Raw genomic sequence first — 21,388 nt, forward strand, 5'->3', positions numbered from 1 at the left:
GCCCGCCGCGCCAGCTGACCCCTCGCCTGCGGCGCGCCTCCTCAGCGTCGCAGGCCGCCCCCGGGGCCGTGCCGCGAGCCGCTCCCGGGGCTGCGCCGCGGGCCACCTCCGCGGCAGTGCCGTCGGCCTCCCCGGGACCCTCGCCGAGCACCCCGGGGCTCCGTACCTCCCCCTCAGATCGTGAGCGGGTCGAGGTAGACGTCCACGATCGCGCGGGTCCCGCCCTCGCCTCGGTCCTCCCAGGTGAGCGTGCCGCCGAGCTGCCCCTGCACCAGCGTGAGGGCGATGTTCGTGCCGAGACCGGTCGGCTTCGCCGCTCCCATGCCGTTGCCGTCGTCCTCGATGCAGATCACGAGATGGGAGCCCGTCCGCTCGCTGCGGATCGTGAGCGTCCCGCCGGTCTCGGAGAGCCCGTGCTCGACCGCGTTGGTCGCCAGCTCGGTCACCACCAGGGCGAGCGGCGTCGCCTCCTCGGCGCGGATCGTACCGACCCGCCCGATCTTCTCGGTGCGCACCTCGACCTGCCCGTCGGTCAGACGCGGGCTGCCCGCCCGGTGCACGGTCGCGCTCGCCGCGTCGACGGCGAGGCGCAGGCACCGGTCGATCACCTCGTCGAAGTGGACCGCCTCCTCCGAGCCCTGCAGCAGCGATTCGTGCACGAGCGCGATCGTGGAGACGCGCCGCATGGCCTCGGCGAGCGCCTCCCTCGCCTCGTCGGTCTTCATCCGCCGCGACTGCATCCGCAGCAGCGCCGCGACGGTCTGGAGGTTGTTCTTCACCCGGTGGTGGACCTCACGGATCGTCGCGTCCTTGGTGATCAGCTCCCGCTCCCGACGCCGCAGCTCGGTCACGTCGCGCACCAGGATCACGGCGCCGGTGCGCTTGCCGGCGTCGGTCAGCGGCACGGCCCGCAGGGACAGGGTGCCGCCCCGGGCCTGCATGTCCGAGCGCCAGGCCGCCCGCCCCATCAGCACCAGCGGCAGCGACTCGTCCACGGGGCTGCGGGACTGCAGCACCTCGGTGGACAGCTCCGCGAGGGTGGTCCCGGTCATGTCGCCGGCGATCCCGAAGCGGTGGAAGGCGGAGCGGGCGTTCGGGGAGGTCCACTGCACCACTCCCGCCTCGTCGAGCTCGACGACCCCGTCGCCCACGCGGGGCGCGCCGCGGCGGGGCGGGATCGGGGCTCCCTCGATGGGGAACGCCCCGTGCTGGAGCATCGTCAGCAGGCGCGCGCCGAGCCGGCGCTGGTGGGTCTCGTTGTCGCTCGGGTCGTTGTCGGACTCGGGCGCCTCGGCGGCGAGGACGGCCAGGGTGCGGCCGTTCTTGCGGACCGGGACCATCACGCCGGTGGCGCTGCGGCCCTCGCGCTCGATCCGGGTGGGCTCCTCGGAGGGCTCGCCCCCGGCCAGCAGCCGGGCGATCTCGGCGCCCTCGGCATCCTCCGCGCCGTCGACCCCGACGGTGCGCACGGTCCCGACGGGATCCTCGTAGTAGACGGTCGATCCGGTCGCCGGGCGGCAGTGCGCGACAGCGAGCGGGCCGTCGTCCTCCGCCAGCCACAGCACGAGGTCGGAGCGCAGCAGATCGGACAAGAGGTTCCAGTCCCCGACGAGGTGCTGGAGCCAGTCCGCCTCCTTCTCGGTGAGGGCACGGTTGTCGGCGAGGAACTTGGACAGGCTCGGCATGGGGCCAGGATATGCGTCGGGCCGGGCACGAGCGCGAGTCGCCCGCCCGGCCTGCTCTAGGCTGACGCGGACATTCCCCGAGGGAAGGACCCCGATGAAGCTGCGCGAGACCCTGCACCTGCCCCTTCCGGCCCGTTCGGCCGCCGCGATGTACGCCGATCCCGAGTACGCGTCGATCCGTCGGGAGACGCTCGGCGCGAACGAGGCGTCCTCGCACGTCGAGGGCGATCCCGCCGGGGCGTTCACGGTCGCCACCGAGCTGGTGCTGCCCACGGACCGGGTCCCGGACATCGTCCGCCCCTTCGTGGGCGCCTCCGTGACGGTGAAGGAGGTCCAGTCCTGGTCCGGACCCGAGCCCGACGGCTCGCGCACCGGCACGATGCGCCTGGACGTGGTGGGGACCCCTGCCGGCCTGACGGGGACGTTGCGCCTCGCGGCCCTGGACCAGGCGCGCAGCGACGTCGAGATCGACGGGGACCTGGTGGCGAAGGTTCCGCTGCTGGGGTCGAAGATCGAGAGGGCTGCCGTGCCGTACGTGTCCACGGTGCTGCGGGCCGAGGAGCGCTCCGCCGCGGCCTACCGGGACCGCTCGGGCGCCTGAGGCAGGGCGTTCAGCCGGCGGCCTCGGCCCCGTCGAGATAGGCGAGGGCCTCGCGCGCCTCGACGACGTCGAACCACAGCAGGGCGGGGTCGGTGTCGTCGGCCTCGGCCGCGGCGGCGTCGAGCTCGGTGACGTGGAAGCTCGCGATCCGCGCCGAGGCGGGGGTGCCCAGGAGGACGCCGAAGGCTCCTCCGTCGGCGGCGTCGCCGATCGCCGCATCCGGCACGTCCAAGGCGATCACCATGGCGCGCTGCGTCGGGGATCCGGCGCCGTAGGCGACGTGGACGGCGTCCTGCAGCGCCTCGTACTCGAGGTCCTCGAGATCCTCGCCGGGGAAGTCCCTCTCGGCCGAAGCGGTGACGGCCCAGGCCGCACGTCCCGCCGGGAGCTCGAGGCGAGTGCTCGCGAGCTCGAGGGAGGCACGATCCGTTGCGGTCAGCGGCAGATAGATCCTCATGCCGTCATCCTCTCACCGGCGGGCACGCCCGAGCACGCGCTCCCTCCATCCGCGCGCCGGTGCCGGGGATGCTCCCGCCTCCGGCTCTCCGCCGACTCCGTCGTCCTCGGCGGCGGGGACGAGCATCGAGGCGGCGATGTCGCGCAGCCCGCGGCGCAGGGGCGAGCGGGGCGCGGCCTCGCTGAGCAGCGCGCCGTCCCACACGGCGGTGCGGCAGGCGACGGGGTCGTCGGGCAGCAGGTGCAGGGAGTCGACCTGCATGCGGGAGGCGATCAGGTCGCGCAGCCGGTCGCCGGGGACCGGCGCACCGACCCGGTTGACGATGACGTGCAGCTCCTGCACGCCGAGCTCCTCGAGGCGGCTGTGGTCCCGCAGCAGCCGAGTGATGCTCACGGGATCGGCGCCGACCACGGCGATCACGGCATCGGCGGCCTCGAGCGTGCTGAGGGCGGCGGAGTTCCGCTGCGGCGCGGCGGTGTCGTAGCTGAGCTCCTCGTCCTCCTCCAGCACGGGGCCGATGTCGGCGATGACGGTCTCGCCGCGGCGACGCAGCGCGTTCCACACCCCGTCCATCGCCCCGCGCCGCAGCTCCGCCCACCGGCCGGGCACGCCGATGCCGGAGAGCAGGCGCAGGTGAGGCTGCACGACGGGCAGGAGCGCGTCGAGGGTCTCCTCGGTGAGGGTGTCGCGGTCGTGGGCGCGGGCGGCGGCGACCAGTCCGGGCGCCTCGTCGAGCACGCCGAGGAGCTGGCTCAGGGAGGGGCCGTAGGTGTCGGCGTCCACGAGCACCGTGCCGTGCCCGGCCAGGGCGGTCTCCGCGGCGAGGTTCGCCGCGATCGTCGAGCGCCCCGGGGCGCCGGTCGGCCCCCACACGGCCACCAGGCGTCCCGCCTCCTGCGCCGGCTCCGCGGCCGCCTCCTGCACCCAGTCGTCGTGCTCCTCCCCGCCGGAGACCGCGGCGGTGACCGCGGCGAGGATCTCGTCGATCGGGGCGTCGGAGCTCAGCACGTGGCGCAGGCCCAAGGTGGTGGCCTCGGACTCCTCGCGGGAGCGCAGCCCGATCACCGCGGCGCCCCGGAGCATCGTCGCGACGGCGTCGCGGCTGAGCCCTCGCACGGAGAGGTCCACGAGGACCACGTCCCCGATGCCCGCGGAGACGACCGCGAGGGTCTCGGTGAGATCCGCGCAGCGGCGCACGACGCGCGCGGGGCGGGAGCGGTCCATCGCGAGGTCGTGGACGATGCGGACCTCGTCGCTGCCGGAGGCGCACAGGACGATGTCGATCACGGCGTGACCCCGTGGGCGCCGGGCACCCCGATCACGTCGAGGCGCTCGTCCTGGGAGAGGACCTCGAGCACCGCGGCGAGGTCGTCGGCCGGCACGAGGACCTCCACCGACATCGAGCGCATGCCCAGCGAGCTCCCCTCGTCGATGCGGCGCACCACGGCGTCGGGCACGAGCAGCTCGGCCTCGCCGGTGCCGCCGTCGTCGACCGACGGCGAGGTGTGCCACAGCTCGACGGAGGAGCCCGGCACCACGGACTCGGCGACCGTCGCCTCCACCGGGATCACCACGGGTCGCAGCGGCACGTCCTGGCTCTGCCCCACCGCGGAGACGGGGACCAGCTCCCCCGCCTGGACGGTCTGCGTGGCGACCGCGCCCTCCGGGATCGCCTCGAGAGTCCCGACGTACTGCTCGCGGTGGTCACCGAGCCGGAGCTCGACGGTGGCGAGGTCGGCGCTCTCCAGCGGATCGCCCGGCACGATCGGACCGCGCGCCACGAGCACGGACGTCGTGGCGGAGAGCCGGGAGACGAGCAGCGCCCCCATCAGCACGCTCGCCAGCACGAGCACGATCCCGACGATCAGCCGAGGATCCTTCCATCTCGGCGCGCGCAGCCTCATCACCGGTGCAGTGGCCCCCACAGCTGTCCCCCGTCCCCCTCGTCCGTCCCCTGGTTCACGGCACGCTCGCGGCGCGCCTTCCGGGAGATTACGGCAGTCGGGGCCTGGATGGGGGCGGTCCGCCCCGACTGTGGACAACCGGCACGGAGCGTTCGTCCACAGCTCCCGCCGCCTGTCAGCTCGGGGATGAGAGACTGGGGCGACCCGCTCGTCCCGGACCGGAAGGATCGTCGATGCCGCCACGCTTCGTCCCGCTCTCTGATGTCGCGGAGACGCTGTCGATCTCGGCCTCGCAGGCGTACGCCCTCGTGCGCTCCGGCGAGCTGCGCGCGATCAAGGTGGGCGGCCGAGGCCAGTGGCGGGTCGAGGTCACAGAGCTCGAGTCCTACATCGAGCGGAGCTACCGGCGCACGGAGGCGCTGCTCGAGGAGGAGCGCGCACTCGAACGCGACGCGTCCGAGGGCCGCCCCTGACCGTCCGGGCGACCGTCGACGACCGCTCCTGAGCCGGATCAGGACGTTCCCTGGCCGCCAGGGCTACACCGTGCCGCCCCGTCCGTCCGGGCCGGCGCCGCACCGGGTCCCCTCAGCGCGGCAGCACCGCGAACAGGGACGACATGGTCACCGTGAGCCGGGCGGAGCCGGGCACGCTGCTGGACTCCCCCGTCGGCAGCGACAGCACGTCCAGCGCATCCGCGCCGACACCGGCGATCCTGCCGAGCACGGTGCCCGCGGTCGTCTCCAGGCGCACGACGCTGCGGTCCCGTGCGATCTCGCGCAGCACCGACCCCAGCCCCAGCGGCGAGCGCAGCGACTCCTGCGCCGGCCGGGCCCGCGAGGAGAGGCCCTCCACGATGCCTATCGCGCCGAGCGGCACGACGGCGCGCTGAGCGGTGCGGGTCTCGCGCAGCGAGACCCACCCGGCGCCGACCTCCTCCACGACCCCCACCAGGCGCAGCCCCGATCCGACGTGCAGGGCGAGCTCGCGCCGGCCCGCACCGCGGAGCCGGTCGGCCAGGGTCAGCTGGGCGCGCTCGGCACGCGCGAGATCCTCGGAGACGGCCCGCAGCTCCTCCTGCTCGTGGTGCTCGAACCGTCCCTCGAGGTCCTCGAAGATCCTCTCGAAGCGCATGGGCCCACTGTAGGGCTCGCCGAGCGACGGCCGGGCCCGGACGGCACATCGGGGACGCGAACCAGCCCGCCGGGACCGGGATGGTCCCGCCGGGACCGGGGCGCGTCCTCCGGGAGGGGCGACCTCCCCTCCACAGCCGGCCAGGATGAACATCGCCACCTCGAACAGTTGCGGCCTGCGTCACATCGGGCTACCTTTCCTCATAGGCGATCTAGTCGCACCAAACTGCATCAAACGACATCATCGGGATGGACGGCGAACGGGAAGACCGACGCCGCGGAGCATGAGGCGAGGGGAAGGCCATGGGGGACCGGGGACGGGAGCAGGAAGCACAGGGAGCGGGGGCCTCGTCGCTGGGCGCGGTCGCCGCCGCCGGAGGTGCGGTCGCGATGACCCAGGCGGCGAGGACGCTCGGGAGCACCGCTGGCAGCGCTCACGGCGAGGAGCAGCTGATCGGCTGGGTGCTCGTGGGGCTGGCGGGTGCGGGGGCACTGCTGTGCCTGTACCTCGCGCTGATCTGGGGGCTCGCTGCCGCGATCCTCCTGGCCGGCCCCGCGGGGCGGACCGGCCGCATGCTGCTGCCGGCCCTGCGGGTGCTGGCCCCGCGCCTCGCCCGTCGCGTGAGCATGGGCGCCGCGGTCGCCACCGCCGCCACCGGGCTGGTGCTCGGTCCGGCGCTGGCCAGCGAACAGCTCCAGCTCGAGGAGAGCGCCCCGGCCACGTCCCAGACCTCGCAGGAGCTCCCCGGTGACGAGCCGGCCACGCCGGAGCCCGAGGAGCCTCAGCGGTCCGGTGCCGGAGAGCCCCTCCCCTCCCTCGGCTGGGGCGGAGATCCCGCACCGGCCGCCCAGGAGCCGGCGACGAGCGCCGCCCCCGACGGGGAGGGCGACGAGTCGCCGACGAACGCGCCCGCGCAGCCCTCCGACGAGGGCACGCCGCAGGAGACGGGAACCGAGGGGACCGAAGCGCCAAAGGGGGCGCAGGAGTCGCCGCGCTCCGAGAGCCCCGCCGACGAGGCGTCCCCGGACAGCTCCGAGACCCCCGACGGGGCAGGTACCCCGGACGGCTCGGAGGCATCGGACACCCCGGTGGACCCGGCGCAGGACTCCCCCGACGAGCCGCCCGCCGCGGGCTCGACCCCGTCGGCGACCGGGAGCACTCAGCCGTCCGCGGGCGACGACGAGACCGCAGGGACGGGCACGGACGAGGCGGCGGGCGATGCAGGGGGCGACGCGGACGCACCGCCGCCGAGGACCGTGGTCGTCCAGAAGGGCGACACGCTGTGGTCGCTGACGGACGACGCGCTCGGCCCCGGGCCGGAGCATCCTGCGCTGCTGGCGGAGGCCTGGCCCCTGCTGCACGAGCAGAACCGTGACGTGATCGGCGAGGATCCCGATCTGCTGGTCCCCGGCCAGGTGCTCACCGTGCCGGCCTCTCTCGACGAGGAGGCCCGGTCATGAGCACCACCGATCAGCGCCCCGCCGACGCCGCCCTCCGGGCCGCCTCCCGAGCACCCGAGGATCCTCTGATCGTGGAGCAGATGGTCGCACCGGTTGCGCGCCGGGCCGTCGAGATCATCCGGGACATGCGGCCGACGAACGCGCTGTCGCGGCTGGTCACGCCCGAGATCGAGCAGGTCCTGTCGCGTCGGGCGGCGCTGACCCGCCGTCTGCGGGCCTCGACGGGATACGCCCCGCCCCGGCAGCTGCAGGTCACGGGCGTGCGCACCTGCGTGGTCAACGAGCGCACGGTCGAGGCCAGCTGCGTGCTGCGCGAGCCGGACCGTGCCCGCTTCCTCGCCATGCGCTGGGAGCTGCGGCACTCCGGATGGAGGGTGACCGTCCTCGAGATCGGCTGAGACCCGAGATCGGAGGAGAAGAGCCCCGGGCCGCGTGGCCCGGGGCTCTTCCGTACGACGTCGGCGCGATCAGCCCTTGCGGCGGCGGCCCGAGCGGCGCTGCGCCCTGTTCAGGCCATCGCCCTGCGGAGCGCCCACGGGCTTGTCCGAGACGGTGTTCGCAGCGGTCCCGTCATCGCCGCGCGCACGGCGACGGCGCTGAGCGCGGGTGAGCGTGCCGGAATCCTGGACGTCGCTGCCCTCGGCGGAGCTGTAGCGCAGCTGGCGCTCGTTCGGCCCGTCGTCGAGCCCCTTGGCGCGCAGCACCACGGAGCTCTCCGCCTTCAGCTGGTCCTCGGCCTCCGTGTCCTCCGCCTCGGCGGAGCCGGCGGCCTCGGAGCCGGCGTGCTCGGAGGCGGTCGCCTCGGCGTCCGCGTCCTTCTCCCCCGTCGCCGTCGACGCAGGCTCCGCCCCGGCCTTCGCGCCGGCACCGGCCTCGACGGCGGCCGCGGCCTTGGCGCCGGTCCGGCGCAGCAGGTCCGAGACGGCCTGGGGGACGACGGGCTTGGCCTTCTCGACCTGGACCTCGAGGTTGTAGACGTAGCCGACCACGTCCTCCTTCACCCCGGCCATCATGTCGTTGAACATGAGGTGGCCCTCGCGCTCGTACTCGATGAGCGGGTCGCGCTGGGCCATGGCGCGCAGTCCGATGCCCTCCTTGAGGTAGTCCATCTCGTAGAGGTGCTCGCGCCAACGGCGGTCCATCACCGACAGCAGCACCCGGCGCTGGAGCTGGTGCAGCCCCTCCTCGCCGAGCTCCTCCTCGCGCTTCTCGTAGGCGAGCTTCGCGTCGGCGAGGATCTCCCGCTTGAGCTCGCTCGCCTCGAGGTTCTCCTTGCCGCCCACCTCGTCGATGACGTCCTGCGGGGTGAGGGAGACGGGATAGGCCGCACGCAGCGCGCCCCACAGCTCCTCGAGGTCGACGTCCTCGCCGGGCTTGCCGGCGGTGTGCGCGTCGACGGTGCCGCCGATGACCTCCTCGATGAAGCGCTCGATGTGCGCATCGAGCTCCTCGCCCTCGAGGATGCGCGCACGCTCCTCGTAGAACTTCTTGCGCTGCTTGGTCAGGACGTCGTCGTACTTCAGGACGTTCTTGCGGATCTCGGCGTTGCGGGACTCGATCGAGTTCTGCGCGCGCTGGATCGCGCCGGAGACCATCCGCCCCGTCAGCGGGATCGACTCGTCCACGCCGCCGCGGGCGAGCAGCGACTCGGCGGCGCCAGAGTTGAACAGGCGCATCAGGTCGTCCTGGAGCGAGAGGTAGAAGCGGGACTCCCCCGGGTCGCCCTGTCGGCCGGAGCGACCGCGCAGCTGGTTGTCGATGCGGCGCGACTCGTGCCGCTCGGTGCCCAGCACGTACAGACCGCCGAGCTCGACGACCTCGTCGTGCTGTTCGGCCACGGCCTGCTTCGCGCGCTCGATCTCCTCGTCCCAGGCAGCCTCGTAGGCCTCCGGATCCTCCTCGGCGTCCAGGCCGCGCTTCTCGAGCTCGGCATGCGCCATGAACTCGACGTTGCCGCCGAGCATGATGTCGGTGCCGCGGCCGGCCATGTTGGTCGCGACGGTGACCGCGCCCTTGGCACCGGCCATCGCGACGATCGCCGCCTCGCCGGCGTGGTTCTTGGCGTTGAGCACCTCGTGGGCGACGCCCTGGGCGTTCAGCAGCTTCGAGAGGTACTCGGACTTCTCCACGCTGGTGGTGCCCACCAGGACCGGCTGACCCTTCTCGTGCCGCTCGACGATGTCCTCGACGACCGCGTCGAACTTCGCTTTCTCGGTGCGGTAGATGCGGTCGGCCTGGTCCACGCGCTGCATCGGGCGGTGCGTGGGGATCGGGACCACGCCGAGCTTGTAGGTGTTCATGAACTCGGCGGCCTCGGTCTCGGCCGTGCCGGTCATGCCCGAGAGCTTCTCGTAGAGCTTGAAGTAGTTCTGGAGGGTGATCGTGGCGAGGGTCTGGTTCTCCGCCTTGATCTTCACCCCCTCCTTCGCCTCGATGGCCTGGTGCATGCCCTCGTTGTAGCGGCGGCCGGCGAGGATGCGCCCGGTGTGCTCGTCGACGATCATCACCTCGCCGTTGAGGACCACGTAGTCCTTGTCGCGCTTGAACAGCTCCTTGGCCTTGATGGCGTTGTTCAGGAAGCCGATCAGCGGGGTGTTCAGCGACTCGTAGAGGTTGTCGATGCCGAGGTGGTCCTCGACCTCGTCGATCCCCGACTCGAGCACGCCGACGGTGCGCTTCTTCTCGTCGACCTCGTAGTCGCGGTCGCGTCGCAGGTGGGTGACGACCTTCGCGAACTCGCTGAACCACTTGTTCGCGTCCCCGGAGCCGGGGCCGGAGATGATCAGCGGGGTGCGGGCCTCGTCGATGAGGATCGAGTCGACCTCGTCGACGATCGCGAAGAAGTGGCCGCGCTGGACCCGCTCCTCCGGGGAGAGGGTCATGTTGTCGCGCAGGTAGTCGAAGCCGAACTCGTTGTTCGTGCCGTAGGTGATGTCGGCGGCGTACTGCTCGCGGCGCTCCGCCGGGGTCATCCCGGACTTGATCACGCCGGTGGTCAGGCCCAGGGTGCGGAAGACACGGCCCATCAGGTCGCTCTGGTAGCCGGCGAGGTAGTCGTTGACCGTCACGACGTGCACGCCCTTCCCGGCGAGCGCGTTGAGGTAGGCGGGGAGGGTCGCGACGAGGGTCTTGCCCTCACCGGTCTTCATCTCGGCGATGCGGCCGCGGTGCAGGGCGGCGCCGCCCATGATCTGCACGTCGTAGGGACGCTGGCCGAGGGTGCGGTGCGCGGCCTCGCGCACGGCCGCGAACGCCTCGACCTGGATGTCGTCGAGGCTCTCACCGTCCTCGAGGCGCTGCTTGAAGTGGTCGGTCTCGGCGCGCAGCTCGTCATCGCTGAGATCCGAGAAGACGTCCTCCGCCTCGCCCACGCGCTTCGCGATGGATTCGAGCCTGCGGACCTCCCGGCCTTCGCCGGCGCGCAGGATCTTGTCGAAGAGGTTGGCCACTCGTGTGCTCCCGTGGATGGTGGGGACGTCCCCATGGACGGCTGATGCCCGACCCATCGTAAGCGTCGTCGCCCGTGGAGGAGAGCACCTGCGGGTCTCCTCACGCACCCAGGCGGGGTCGGGCGGGCCGCGGCGCGGGACCTGCACCGCTCCGCGCGGCGGGTTCAGCTCGCCGCGATCACGGCGGCGAGGGGGCGGGAGAGCTCCCCCGTCCCCTCCCCGGTGCGCACCTCGACGGCCTCGAGGCCCTGCCAGCGCGCGGCCCGGTCCAGCTCCTCGGCGAGCGCGGCGACGACGCGGTCCGTGCCGGGCCGCTGCCGGGCGGGCAGGCGCGGGAGCGGTTCGGCAAAGACGCCGCGCACCTCCAGCACCCCGCGCTCGCGGTCCGCGCGCAGGTCGGTGCGCGCCGGGATCACGTCCCCGAGCAGGAGGAGCAGGGAGTAGTAGCCGGTGGTGCGCTGCGGGGCGGGGGTGTAGATGCCGATGCGGTACTCGACGTCGAAGAGCTGCTCGAGCCGCGGCCGGTGGAAGACGATCGGATCGAAGGGGCTGACCAGGGCGGTCGTGCGCAGCGGGCTCGGGCCGGGCGCGTCGCGGTGGAGGAGCATGGTGCGGGCCCCTGCGGGGTGGGCGACCTCGACCTCGGTCAGCTCGCCGCGCGCGAGCATCTCGTCGATCGCGGGCCGCACCTGGCCGATCCGGAGGCGGAAGTAGTCGGCGATCGCGCCCGGGTCGGAGACCCCGAGCGAGCGCGTGGCGAGAGCCGTCAGGCGGGCGACCGCCTCCGCCTCGGGGACGGGCGGCTCCTCGCGCGGGGACGCCGGCGTGTAGAGCCGCTCGAACTGGGAGTTGCGGCCGACGCAGTCCAGCTCCCCGCTGCGGAAGAGGTACTCCACGGCCCACTGGCTGCGGGTGCGCCGCCATCCCCAGCCCTCGCCCCGCTCGGTGTCGCCGAGGTGGCGGGAGAGGGCCGCCGCGCTCGCGGGGCCGATCTCGGCGAGCGCCTCTCGGACCTGGGGGAACAGGTGCGGGGAGGTGGTGGCGATCTCGCGGATCACACCCCAGTCCCGCTCGGAGGTGGCGCGGCGCCGGAAGTCCAGCAGGGAGTGGACCTCCTCGGTCGTGAACGCGGCCTCGTGGGCGAGGGTCTCGCGGACCAGGCGGGAGCGGCCTGGCCGGGAGACGCGGTCGAGGGCCGCGGGGTCCCGAATCCCGGTGCGGGTGAAGACGGGCAGGTGATGGGCGCGGGCGAAGACGCTCACGGAGTCGATCTGCAGCAGATGGGTGCGCTCCAGGGTGCGGACGAGGGCGCGCCTGCTGCCAGCAGCCTGCGGCATCGTCGTCCGGCGCGCGCCGCCCATCCCCTGGGCGCGCAGCGCGATGCGGCGGGCCGCGCTCCAGCTCAGCGCATCGGCCACGGCTCGCTCCGTCCCCCGTGCCCCCGATGCGGTCCTCGGCCGCGCCGCACCCGCCGGCCCCCGCATCGCCCCGAGGGCGGCGGGTGGTGTCCCGGGTGGACGGACGGGCGGGAGGACATCTCGCGATGCCCTCCCGCCCTCTGGAGCAGGTCCCGGATCAGGACGCTGTCTGCTCCCCGTCGAGCTCGATCACGCCGTAGCTCCAGCCCTTGCGGCGGTAGACCACCTTGGGGTTGCCGGACTCGGCGTCGACGAACAGGAAGAAGTCGTGGCCGACGAGCTCCATCTGGTAGAGCGCGTCGTCGACGCTCATGGGCTTGGCGATGTGCTTCTTCTCGCGGATGATCACGGGGCTGCCCGCCTCGGCCAGGTCGGCCTCGCGGGCCTCGCCGGGCTCGGGAGTCTCGGTGCTCTCGGCGGCCGGTTCCTCGGCCGGTCGCAGCGACTCGGGCAGCTCCTGGTCCGCGGGCATGGTGCGCAGGCTCGCGCCGGTCCCCTGGTGGGCGCGGTCGCGGCCGCGGCGATGGTCCTTGCGCCGGTCACGGGCGCGACGGAGTCGTTCGAGGAGCTTGCCGTAGGCGATGTCGAGCGCGCCGTAGAGGTCGTCGGCACGGGCCTCGGAGCGGATCACCGCTCCGTTCTCGTGCACGGTGAGCTCGACGCGGTCGCTGAGCTCGGCCTGGCGAGGGTTCTTCTCCTGCGAGACCTCCACGTCGACGCGGAGCGCCGCAGGAGCGAACTGGGTGACCTTGTCGAGCTTCTCGGTGAGATGACGGCGGAAACGATCCGGGACGTCCATGTGACGTCCGACGACATTGATCTCCATGAGTGGTTCCTCCTCCTGTCCGGGTGCGGCCGCTCGGAGCCCGGCCGCGATGGCTCTTGGTCGGGGTGCGCACCTCCTGATCGAGGACTGCTCGCCCATGTGTGGCGAGGAACACCAAGCATGCCACGTTTCCCTCGGTGTTTCCTGGCCATCCGTCCCGAGCTTCCCGGCCGTGCGCGTGCTGTTCACCCGGTTTCGTCCGCTTCGCCCGGCCCCGGGGCCGCTTCATCCGGTCCCGGGGGCGCGACGACCCCGGGCACCCGTGCGGAGGCGATCACGGCCGCGCCGAGCACCTCGATCCCCTCCGCGTCGAGCGCCTCGTGCATGCCGCGCAGCGTCGCGCCGGTCGTGACGACGTCGTCGACGACGATCACCGGGGCGTCCAGGGCGCGGGCGCGCCGCGCCTGCGCGGGGTCCAGGCGGATCCGCCGCAGCCTCCTGGCCCGGGCGCCGCGTCCCTCCTGCGCGGTGGTCGGGGCGGCGCGCAGGAGGAGTGCGCGCCCGGAGCCCTCTCGATCGAGCGCCCGCACGAGCTCGGCGGTGTGGTCCTCCCCGCGGCGCAGCCGGGCCGCCGGCCGGGAGGGCACCGGGACGAGGAGGGGCTGGGCGACGCCCGATCCCTCGGCCAGCCGCCGCACCGCGGGGGCGAGTCCTGCGGCCAGCGCCCCGCACAGGTGCAGCATCCCGCCGTTCTTCCAGGCGAGCACGAGCCGCTGCAGGTCTCCCCCGTACTCGCCGAGCGCGAGCACGGGCAGGAGCGGACTGTGATCCACGCCCGCGGGCAGGAGCAACCCGTCCCGGCTCTGCTCCCGCACCCGGGCGGCGCTGAGCACCTGGAGCGCATCGCAGCAGGCGTCGACCCGCAGCGGCGAGGCCTGCAGCAGCGCCGCGCAGTCCGGGCAGAGCCGGGTGCCGTCCCGGCCGCAGGGGCAGCTGCGCGGCGCGACGAGGGAGCAGGTCTGCGCGGCGACCTCCGCGAGCAGGGCGAGTGCGCGCTCGCCCCGGCCAGCCCCGGGGCCGGGCCGTGTGCGAGGAGAGGCGTGCCGTGGTGCTCCGCTGCGCATGAGCCGATCCCAGCACCGGGAGCGTCCCGGCGCGAGCGGCGGGGCCGGGCGGTGGACAGGGCGGCGCTGGGGAGGGGAGGTCGGCGGCGGGACGCGGAGCGGCTCGGGCGACGTCAGCAGCTCAGGTGATGTCATCAGCTCGGGCGGCGTCAGTAGAAGCCGGGATCGCGGCCGGTCACCTCGACGCCGCGCCAGCCCTCGCCGTCGGTGCGGCGCAGGTTCCCCTCCGCATCGGCGGCCCAGACCGTCTCGGCCACCACGGAGCCCGTCAGCCGCACTGTGCCGGGCGGCGGGGTGGGCAGCGGCTCGATGGTGCCGGAGAGGACCTGCAGCTGGGCGCGCAGCTCGCCGGTGCCGGGATCGGTCCCGAGCACCACGACGGTGCCCTCGTCGTACCAGCTGATCTGGCGCACGTCGGCGAAGAAGGTGCGCACCAGGATCGGCTCGGTGAGGGCGGAGGGGACGCCCTCGGCGTCACGCACCACCGCGCACAGCTCGAGCCGCCCCTCGCCCGCCTCGTCGGAGAGCACCAGCATCCGCGTGTCGTCGGCGGCGATGTCCAGGGCGCGCACCTCACGTCCGGCGAGCCAGGGCGCATCGACCTTCGCGTCGTGCTCGGCCCCCTTGCCGGACAGGGCCAGCAGCGCGCCCGCGCTCGAGCCGACGGAGGTCCACACCCAGCCGGCGCCGTCGATGCGGGGAGGGACGAAGCCCGTGCCCGTCGCGGCCTCGCGCAGCGGGACCGAGCCGTCGGTCGAGGCGATCAGCACCTGCGCACCGTCGAGGCTGCGGGCGGCGGCGAGCCCGCCGTCCGAGGCGATCGCCGGGGAGGCGATCTCCTTTCCGGCGAGGTCGGGGACGAGCTGCGGCGGAGGGTCCGCACTGCCGGGATCGGCCAGGGAGATCACCCCGGTGGGTCCGGCGGCGATCGGCCGGTGCCCCGGCAGGGCCCGCTCCACCCGGCCGTTCTCCTCGAGCGACAGCTCCCTGCCGTCCTGCACGAGGCGCACCACGGAGAGGCTGCGCAGGGAGCGCAGCGAGGACTCCAGCTGGGACAGGGCCAGGCGTCGCGGCTTCGCGGCCAGGCCGGTGATCACGCCCGGCACCTCGACCTGGGCGGTGCCGTCGGCCCCGCTCTCCACCTCGGCGTCCGTGATGCCGGAGCCGCGGGGGATCTGACTGCCCACGGCCCCCTCGAGGAAGCCCGCCGGTCCTGCGGCGAGTCCCTCGAGCACCGCCGTGGCGCCGCGGCGCAGCGGCAGCCAGCGGTGGTCGGGCACGAGATGCCGTTCCCGGGCGTCGAGGAAGTACAGGCGCGCCGGGGAGTAGAGGGTCTCGAAGGCCGCCTCGGAGAGGAAGATCCCGTCGGGCACCTCGCTCAGGCGCCACTGGTCCTCGGCCTTCTCCACCGCGACGGCGAGCTCCTGCGGGGTGGGGCCGGCGAGCGCGCTGCGCACCCCGCGGGCGTCGACCACGGCGACCGCCTGCAGGCCGAGCACCAGGCGCCCCTCGCTCTCCTCGCGCACCTGCAGCTCCTGGCTGCCGGAGTAGATGGTGATCCGAGCCTCGGGGTCCCAGCCGGCGCTCGCCTCCTGGGTGAGATAGGCGCGGGCGACGGCGAAGTCGTCCTCGGAGCCGACGCCGGCCTGGACGAAGCCCGCCAGGACCTCCTGGGCGGTCGCGCCGTCGGCCGGGGGCAGGGCGCGCACGTAGGGCGCTCCGGGATGGGAGCTGCCGGTCAGGGTGCGGCTGTCGATCCCGGAGTCGACGGGGATGCGGGCGCAGCCTGCGCCGAGGCCCAGCAGGGCGGCGGCGCCGAGGGCGTGCAGCACGGTGCGGCGGTCGGGTCTCATCGCGCTCCTGCGTCCTTCTCCTCGGCCGCGGCGTCCTCGCCGGGGCCTTCCCCCTCGGGGTGCCGGGCCGCGGCGTCCTCGCCGGCGGGATGGTCGAGGTCGGTGGTGTCGAGATCGGGCAGCAGGTCGGGGCCGATGCGGATCTCGCCGGTCGGCGTCGGGGAGACGGCGGCGTCGGCGAGGGCGCGGTCGAAGGGCCGCTCCAGCCGCAGCGGGGAGCGGACCAGCTCGGTGCCGGGGCGGCGCGGGAGCGTGAGCCGGAAGACCGCGCCCTCGCCCTCCTGTCCCCAAGCCTGCAGCCAGCCGCCGTGCAGGTGGGCGTCGGAGGCGGAGATCGACAGGCCGAGCCCCGTCCCGCCGAGGGTGCGGGCGCGGGAGGGGTCCGCGCGCCAGAACCGATCGAAGACGCGACGGGCGTCCTCCGGGGAGATGCCGTGGCCGAAGTCCTGCACCACCACGGCGACGGCGTCCTCGTCGCCCGCGGTCTGGACCAGCACCGGGCTGCCCGCGCCGTGCTCGATCGCGTTGGTCAGCAGGTTCCGCAGGATCCGGTCCACCCGCCGCGCGTCGACGACCGCGGTGGAGGCTCCCTCGCCGAGGCGCACGTCCAGCAGGCAGCCGCGTGCCCCGGCGAGCGGGCGCACGTCCTCAACCGCACGCATGACCAGCGCATCCATGTCCTCGCGCAGGGCCTCGAGCTGCGCCGCGCCCGCATCGAAGCGGGAGATCTCCAGCAGGTCCGCCAGCAGCACCTCGAAGCGCTGCACCTGCGCGGCCAGCAGCTCGGTGGTGCGCTGCAGCTCCCCGGGCAGCTCCTGGCGGCGCGAGTCCAGCACCGAGGAGGCCATCCGGATCGTGGTCAGCGGGGTGCGCAGCTCGTGGGAGACGTCGGAGACGAAGCGCTGCTGGACGCGGGAGAGCTCGGTGAGGTCGTCGACCTTCTGCTCGAGGCTGCGGGCCATGTCGTTGAAGGACTCCCCCACCCGGGCGAGCTCGTCGGCGCCCGCGACCTCGACACGGCTGGTGAGGTCCCCGGCGGCCATCCGCTCGGCGGCGTGCGCGGCGCGCTTGAGCGGGGTGGTGACCATGCGCGCGATGGCGATCGCGATGCCGAGGATGAGGCTCAGCAGCACGATCCCTCCGCCGAGGATCACCCGCTGGACGAAGGCGAGGGTCTCCTGCTCCTCCTGGAAGGAGTAGATGAGGTACAGGTCGTAGGAGCCCGCGCCGGGCACCACCACCCGGGTGCCCACGAGCAGCGCGGGCTCGGTGCGCCCCGTCTCGTCCTCCCTCCCGATCGAGCGCCAGGAGACGGCGTCGGGCTGCGCGGCGACGGCGGTCGCGAACTCGTCGTCGACCTCGTCGAAGAGGGTCCGGTCGGAGGAGGCGACCGGGAAGACGGTCCCCGTCGTCTCCACGGGCACGAGCGCGACCTCGCGGCGGTCGCCGCCGCCCTGCCCGCCCGTGGACTGCACGAACGCGCTGACCGCGTCCTGCTGCTGGGTGCTGGTCGCGCCGGAGAGCTGGGCGAGGGACTCCCCCAGCTCGTCGCGCACCTCGACCGTCTCCTCGAGGACCCGGTCGCGGCGCTGCTCGTAGAGCCCGTCGGCGATGACGGTGGAGAGATAGGCGCCGACGGCCAGCAGCGCCAGCGTCGACAGCAGCGTGGTCACCAGCACGACCCGCAGCGCGAGGGACCAGCTGCGCGGGTCCGCGGCCTGCCGGAGACGGTCGCGCCGGGGCGCCGGGGGCCGGCCCCCCTCCGGAGCGCTCACCGCGGCGCGGGCACGCTCAGGACCCGCTCCCCGCGCGGTAGCCGACCCCGCGCACGGTCACCACGATCGAGGGGTTCTCCGGGTCCTGCTCGATCTTCGAGCGCAGCCGCTGCACGTGCACGTTGACCAGGCGCGTGTCGGCGCTGTGGCGGTATCCCCACACGTCGCGCAGCAGCACGTCGCGGGTGAAGACCTGCCAGGGCTTGCGGGCCAGCTGGGTGAGGAGGTCGAACTCGAGCGGGGTGAGGGAGATCAGCTCCCCGTCCCGGCGCACCTCGTGGCCGTCGACGTCGATCGTGAGGTCGCCGATGGTCAGCTGCTCGGTGGTGGGCGGCTCGACGCGGCGCACCCGCGCCTTGATCCGCGCCACCAGCTCCTCGGGCTCGAAGGGCTTGGTGAGATAGTCGTCGGCGCCCGCCTCGAGCCCCTCGACCACGTCGGCGGTGTCGGTGCGGGCGGTGAGCATGATGATCGGGACCCCCGACTCGCGCCGGATCCGACGGCACACCTCGATGCCGTCCATTCCGGGGAGCATGAGGTCCAGGAGCACGAGGTCGGGGCGCAGGCGTGGGAACGCCTCCAGGGCGGAGGCGCCGTCGGGCGAGGTCGCGACCTCGAAGCCCTTGCCGCGCAGGACGATCCCGACCATCTCGGCGATCGCCTGATCGTCGTCGACCACGAGGATCCGTGAAGGCGTCGTCATGGTGGTCATTGTGCCACCGGACGGGGCCGACGCCGGGGAGCCCGGTCGCCGGGGTGTCCGGGCGGTAGCCTCGCGGGCGCCCCGAGCACCGCGCCCCGCCCCTCGACGCCCGGTCCCACGACGTCCGGCCGCCGGAAGACGCCGGGGTGTCGACGTTCGTCGTATCGGCGGCGAGGCCACCACTCCGTAGGGTCGGCTCCAGCAGTCCTGCTCGACCCGCTGCGACGGGGACGAGCACCAGATCATGGAGGAGCACCGATGAGCAGTCCGTGGACCGCCCCCGGGGCGGAGGTCCCGAGCGAGCCGACAGGCCCAGGAGGCTCCGGCGGCCCCGGCAGCTGGGGGCAGCCGGCCCCCTCCGCGCCCGACGATCCCGCGGGGCCGGGAGGTCCGGCCCCGACGGGCGCGCCGCAGCGCGAGCTGGTGCAGTCCGTGCCGCTGTTCCCGCTGCGGCCGCTGGGGCTCGGCGAGATCCTCGGGGCGGCCGTGCGTATCTATCGCCTGCGCACCCGTGCGGTGCTCGGCGTCTCCGCCGCGGTGTACGGGGTCGCCTTCGTGCTCATCACCCTGTCCACCGGGGCGGGGATGATGCCGATGATCGGCGACATGCAGGCCGCGATGCAGGACCCCACAGGCTCGAGCGAGGTCCCCTTCACCGGCACCGTCGGCGACATCGTCCTGACCGTGGTCACCAGCGTGATCACGGGCCTCGTCACGATGGTCGCGGCCTCCCTGGTCACGGTCGCCCTGACCCGCCTCGCGCTCGGCGAGGCGACCGGAACGCCGCTCCCGACCTCCGAGATGTGGGCGACGATGCGGCGCCGGGGCCTGCCCGCCCTCGGCGTGAGCCTGCTCATCGCGCTGATGTCGACGATCCTGTTCATGGTGCCCTTCGCGCTCGGGCTGGCGCCGATCCTGATCGTGCAGGAGCCGGGCTGGCTGACGATCCTCCCGATCCTGCTCGGCACGGTCGTGGGCCTGCTGGCGATGCTGTGGCTGTGGGCGCGGACCGTGCTGGCGATCCCGGCGCTGGTCCTCGAGGAGACGGGCGTGCTCGGCGCGATCCGCCGCGGCTTCGCGCTCACCCGCGGCAGGCGCCTGTGGCGGGTGCTCGGCATCGCGGTGCTGCTGTACGTGCTGTACATGGTCGTCCTGTACACCGTCTCGGGGGTGTTCAGCATGGTCGCCGGCATCGCGTATTTTGCGATCCTGCTGGTCAGCGCCGGGGAGGCGGTGGTGCTGGGCGTGGCTCTGCTGACCATCCTCTCGATGCTCGGCACGTATCTGGCGACCTTCCTCCTGGCTCCGTTCCTCTCCGCCGGGTACACCGCGCTGTACGCCGATGTGCGGATGCGCGACGAGGCCTGGGACGTGGAGCTCACCCGCCGGGCCCGTGACGCCTGGGCGGCGGACGAGGCCCGATGATCCCGGCCGCGCCGCGGCTCGGCCCCGACGAGGCGCGCGAGCGGATCCTCGAGGAGCTCGCGAAGGACGAGTACGACGACTCCCCCGGCTTCGTCGCCTGGCTGCTCGGCGCGATCGAGGACTGGCTGGCGCGCATGGTCGACGGCGTCGACGGGTCCTCGGCCACGCAGACCGTGATCGCGGTGGTGCTGGCGCTGGTCCTCGCCGCGGTCGTGGTGCTGGTGCTGCGGCGCACCGGCCTGCTGCGCCGCAGCCCCGCCCTCGCCGTCGACGCGGCGCTCGACGCCGAGCCGGTGCTCAGCGGGGAGGAGCTGCGCGGCGCCGCTCGCGACGCGATCGGCGCGGGACGCACCGACGACGGGACCGTGCTCGCGCTGCGCGCGCTGGTGCGCGACCTCGAGGAGCGCACCCTGCTGGACGTCGCGACCGGCATGACCGCCCACGAGGCCGCGACCCGTGCCGCGCTCACCTTCCCCGACCTGCGGGGCCGGCTCCAGCGAGGGGCGGACGCCTTCGACACGGCCGCCTACTCGGTGCGGAGCGTCGGGGCGAAGCCGGCCGAGGACATGCTGCGCCTGGCCGAGTACATCGCCGAGACGTCCCCCGACCTCTCCGCGCTCGAGCAGGCCGAGACAGGGGCCCGCGCATGAGCGCCCCCGCACCGACCGAGCCCGCCGCGCCCCGTGGCACGGCGGGGACGGACGCCGCCCCGCCGGGACCGGGCGCTCCCCTCGGCGCCGCGCAGGAGCGGCGACGCCCCTGGCTCGTCGCCGCCGTCGCTCTCGCGGTGATCGCCGCGGTCCTCGTCTCCGTGGCGCGGGGCCTGTACCGCGACGGCCCGCTCGAGCCCGACGCCCCTACCGGCCAGGGGGCGAAGGCCGTCGTCCAGGTGCTCGGCGACCTCGGCGTCGAGGTCGAGACGAGGCGGCACACGGCCGACGCCGCCGAGGACCTCCGAGCGGGCGGGACCGTGCTGCTGACCGCGCCGAAGAGACTCAGCGGCGAGCAGCTCACGATGCTCGCGGAGGCGCGGGAGGAGGGCGGGGGCCGGCTGATCGTGCTCCGGCCCGACTTCGTCGCCCTCTCATATCTCGCCTCCGGCATCATCCCCACCGGTGCTCTTCGCGAGCAGACGCGGGTCGAGGCCGGCGCGGCCTGCGGCGACCTGTCCCACGGCGCCCGCGTGCTCGAGGTGCCCGATGCGGAGGACGCCCTGGACGGGCCCGCCTCTCTCTACACCGCGACCGACGCGGGGGCCTCGACGTGCTTCGAGGCGGAGGGCGGCGCGCTCGTCGCCGAGTCCGACGGGGTGCTCGTGCTCGGCAGCCCCGACCTGCTCACCAACGACGGCGTGGGCCGGGCCGACAACTCCGCGCTCGCGCTGAACGCCCTGTCCGCCTCCGAGGAGCTGACCTGGTACGTGCCCTCGGCGACGGATCCCCAGGGGACCTCCTCGCCGTCGCTCGTCGACCACCTGCCCGGGTGGATCGGTCCGGTCGCGGCCTGGCTCGTGCTGGCCGCGGCGCTGGCGCTGATCGCGCTGGGCCGACGCCCCGGCCCCGTGGTGGTCGAGCCGCTGCCGGTGACCGTGCGCCCCCAGGAGCTGGTGCTCGGCCGGGCACGGCTCCTGCAGCAGG

General features: G+C 74.0%; 19 protein-coding genes. 7 read left to right on the plus strand and 12 right to left on the minus strand.

Annotation, left to right across the window (positions count from 1 at the left end):
• Window positions 1-173: 173 nt before the first annotated feature.
• Window positions 174-1,685, minus strand: coding sequence for a sensor histidine kinase (locus tag HMPREF3159_RS06375; RefSeq protein WP_062950093.1), 1,512 nt, complete (start codon window positions 1,683-1,685; stop codon window positions 174-176).
• A 94-nt stretch (window positions 1,686-1,779) separates the two neighbouring features.
• Here HMPREF3159_RS06375 and HMPREF3159_RS06380 point away from each other — a divergent pair, with 94 nt between their 5' ends.
• Complete coding sequence (locus HMPREF3159_RS06380) at window positions 1,780-2,286, plus strand: DUF2505 domain-containing protein (protein WP_070500184.1); 507 nt, start codon at window positions 1,780-1,782, stop codon at window positions 2,284-2,286.
• A gap of 10 nt (window positions 2,287-2,296) precedes the next feature.
• Here the strand turns inward: HMPREF3159_RS06380 and HMPREF3159_RS06385 are convergent, their stop codons facing one another.
• Genes HMPREF3159_RS06385 through HMPREF3159_RS06395 form a run of 3 tightly spaced genes read right to left on the minus strand, consistent with a single transcriptional unit; the run spans window position 2,297 to window position 4,647 of the window.
• Entirely contained in the window at window positions 2,297-2,743 is a 447-nt protein-coding gene (locus tag HMPREF3159_RS06385; RefSeq protein WP_070500185.1) for a DUF6912 family protein, read from the minus strand.
• A gap of 12 nt (window positions 2,744-2,755) precedes the next feature.
• Window positions 2,756-4,030: a CpaE/TadZ family protein gene (locus HMPREF3159_RS06390; RefSeq protein ID WP_070500186.1), complete on the minus strand. Its 1,275-nt coding sequence runs from the start codon at window positions 4,028-4,030 to the stop codon at window positions 2,756-2,758.
• Window positions 4,027-4,647 carry an SAF domain-containing protein gene (locus HMPREF3159_RS06395; protein WP_224765239.1) on the minus strand — a complete coding sequence of 207 codons (621 nt, stop codon included), beginning with the start codon at window positions 4,645-4,647 and terminating at the stop codon, window positions 4,027-4,029. Before HMPREF3159_RS06395 ends, HMPREF3159_RS06390 begins: the two co-directional genes overlap by 4 nt.
• Before the next feature lie 233 nt (window positions 4,648-4,880).
• Here HMPREF3159_RS06395 and HMPREF3159_RS06400 point away from each other — a divergent pair, with 233 nt between their 5' ends.
• Complete coding sequence (locus tag HMPREF3159_RS06400; RefSeq protein ID WP_070500187.1) at window positions 4,881-5,120, plus strand: helix-turn-helix domain-containing protein; 240 nt, start codon at window positions 4,881-4,883, stop codon at window positions 5,118-5,120.
• 112 nt (window positions 5,121-5,232) lie between these two features.
• On the opposite strand, the gene HMPREF3159_RS06405 is transcribed toward HMPREF3159_RS06400, so the two are convergent.
• On the minus strand, window positions 5,233-5,778 hold the full coding sequence (locus tag HMPREF3159_RS06405) for a hypothetical protein (protein ID WP_070500188.1): 546 nt from the start codon (window positions 5,776-5,778) through the stop codon (window positions 5,233-5,235).
• Window positions 5,779-6,167: 389 nt separating this feature from the next.
• On the opposite strand from HMPREF3159_RS06405, the gene HMPREF3159_RS06410 reads away from it, so the two are divergent.
• A complete protein-coding gene (locus HMPREF3159_RS06410) occupies window positions 6,168-7,238 on the plus strand; it encodes a hypothetical protein (protein ID WP_070500189.1) in 1,071 nt (356 codons plus the stop codon).
• Entirely contained in the window at window positions 7,235-7,636 is a 402-nt protein-coding gene (locus HMPREF3159_RS06415) for an Rv3235 family protein (protein WP_070500190.1), read from the plus strand. Before HMPREF3159_RS06410 ends, HMPREF3159_RS06415 begins: the two co-directional genes overlap by 4 nt.
• A gap of 69 nt (window positions 7,637-7,705) precedes the next feature.
• Here HMPREF3159_RS06415 and secA read toward each other — a convergent pair whose 3' ends face one another.
• The 7 genes from secA to mtrA all read right to left on the minus strand — a co-directional run bounded on the left by secA (window position 7,706) and on the right by mtrA (window position 18,335).
• Entirely contained in the window at window positions 7,706-10,687 is a 2,982-nt protein-coding gene (gene secA, locus HMPREF3159_RS06420; protein ID WP_070500191.1) for a preprotein translocase subunit SecA, read from the minus strand.
• A 164-nt stretch (window positions 10,688-10,851) separates the two neighbouring features.
• Window positions 10,852-12,105, minus strand: a complete 1,254-nt coding sequence (locus HMPREF3159_RS06425) for a winged helix-turn-helix domain-containing protein (RefSeq protein ID WP_070500192.1) — start codon at window positions 12,103-12,105, stop codon at window positions 10,852-10,854.
• Window positions 12,106-12,262: 157 nt separating this feature from the next.
• Window positions 12,263-12,931, minus strand: a complete 669-nt coding sequence (hpf, locus tag HMPREF3159_RS06430; RefSeq protein WP_070500193.1) for a ribosome hibernation-promoting factor, HPF/YfiA family — start codon at window positions 12,929-12,931, stop codon at window positions 12,263-12,265.
• A gap of 185 nt (window positions 12,932-13,116) precedes the next feature.
• Window positions 13,117-13,995: a phosphoribosyltransferase family protein gene (locus HMPREF3159_RS06435; RefSeq protein WP_070500194.1), complete on the minus strand. Its 879-nt coding sequence runs from the start codon at window positions 13,993-13,995 to the stop codon at window positions 13,117-13,119.
• A gap of 149 nt (window positions 13,996-14,144) precedes the next feature.
• Window positions 14,145-15,848 (minus strand): LpqB family beta-propeller domain-containing protein, encoded by a 1,704-nt coding sequence (locus tag HMPREF3159_RS06440; RefSeq protein WP_070500195.1) that lies wholly within the window; start codon window positions 15,846-15,848, stop codon window positions 14,145-14,147.
• Window positions 15,845-17,623 (minus strand): MtrAB system histidine kinase MtrB, encoded by a 1,779-nt coding sequence (gene mtrB / locus HMPREF3159_RS06445; protein ID WP_070500196.1) that lies wholly within the window; start codon window positions 17,621-17,623, stop codon window positions 15,845-15,847. Before mtrB ends, HMPREF3159_RS06440 begins: the two co-directional genes overlap by 4 nt.
• A 16-nt stretch (window positions 17,624-17,639) precedes the next feature.
• The gene (gene mtrA, locus HMPREF3159_RS06450; protein WP_070500197.1) at window positions 17,640-18,335 is read right to left on the minus strand and encodes an MtrAB system response regulator MtrA; all 696 of its coding nucleotides are present in this window, start codon (window positions 18,333-18,335) and stop codon (window positions 17,640-17,642) included.
• A gap of 249 nt (window positions 18,336-18,584) precedes the next feature.
• Here mtrA and HMPREF3159_RS06455 point away from each other — a divergent pair, with 249 nt between their 5' ends.
• The 3 genes from HMPREF3159_RS06455 to HMPREF3159_RS06465 all read left to right on the plus strand — a co-directional run.
• Window positions 18,585-19,751 carry a glycerophosphoryl diester phosphodiesterase membrane domain-containing protein gene (locus tag HMPREF3159_RS06455; protein ID WP_070500198.1) on the plus strand — a complete coding sequence of 389 codons (1,167 nt, stop codon included), beginning with the start codon at window positions 18,585-18,587 and terminating at the stop codon, window positions 19,749-19,751.
• Window positions 19,748-20,401, plus strand: coding sequence for a DUF4129 domain-containing protein (locus tag HMPREF3159_RS06460; RefSeq protein WP_070500199.1), 654 nt, complete (start codon window positions 19,748-19,750; stop codon window positions 20,399-20,401). The genes HMPREF3159_RS06455 and HMPREF3159_RS06460 overlap by 4 nt, the downstream gene beginning before the upstream one ends.
• The coding region (locus tag HMPREF3159_RS06465; protein WP_070500200.1) for a DUF4350 domain-containing protein at window positions 20,398-21,388 on the plus strand (991 nt) is incomplete at its 3' end. The genes HMPREF3159_RS06460 and HMPREF3159_RS06465, both read left to right, overlap by 4 nt.

The organism is Brachybacterium sp. HMSC06H03 (assembly GCF_001807385.1).
GTDB lineage: Bacteria > Actinomycetota > Actinomycetes > Actinomycetales > Dermabacteraceae > Brachybacterium > Brachybacterium conglomeratum.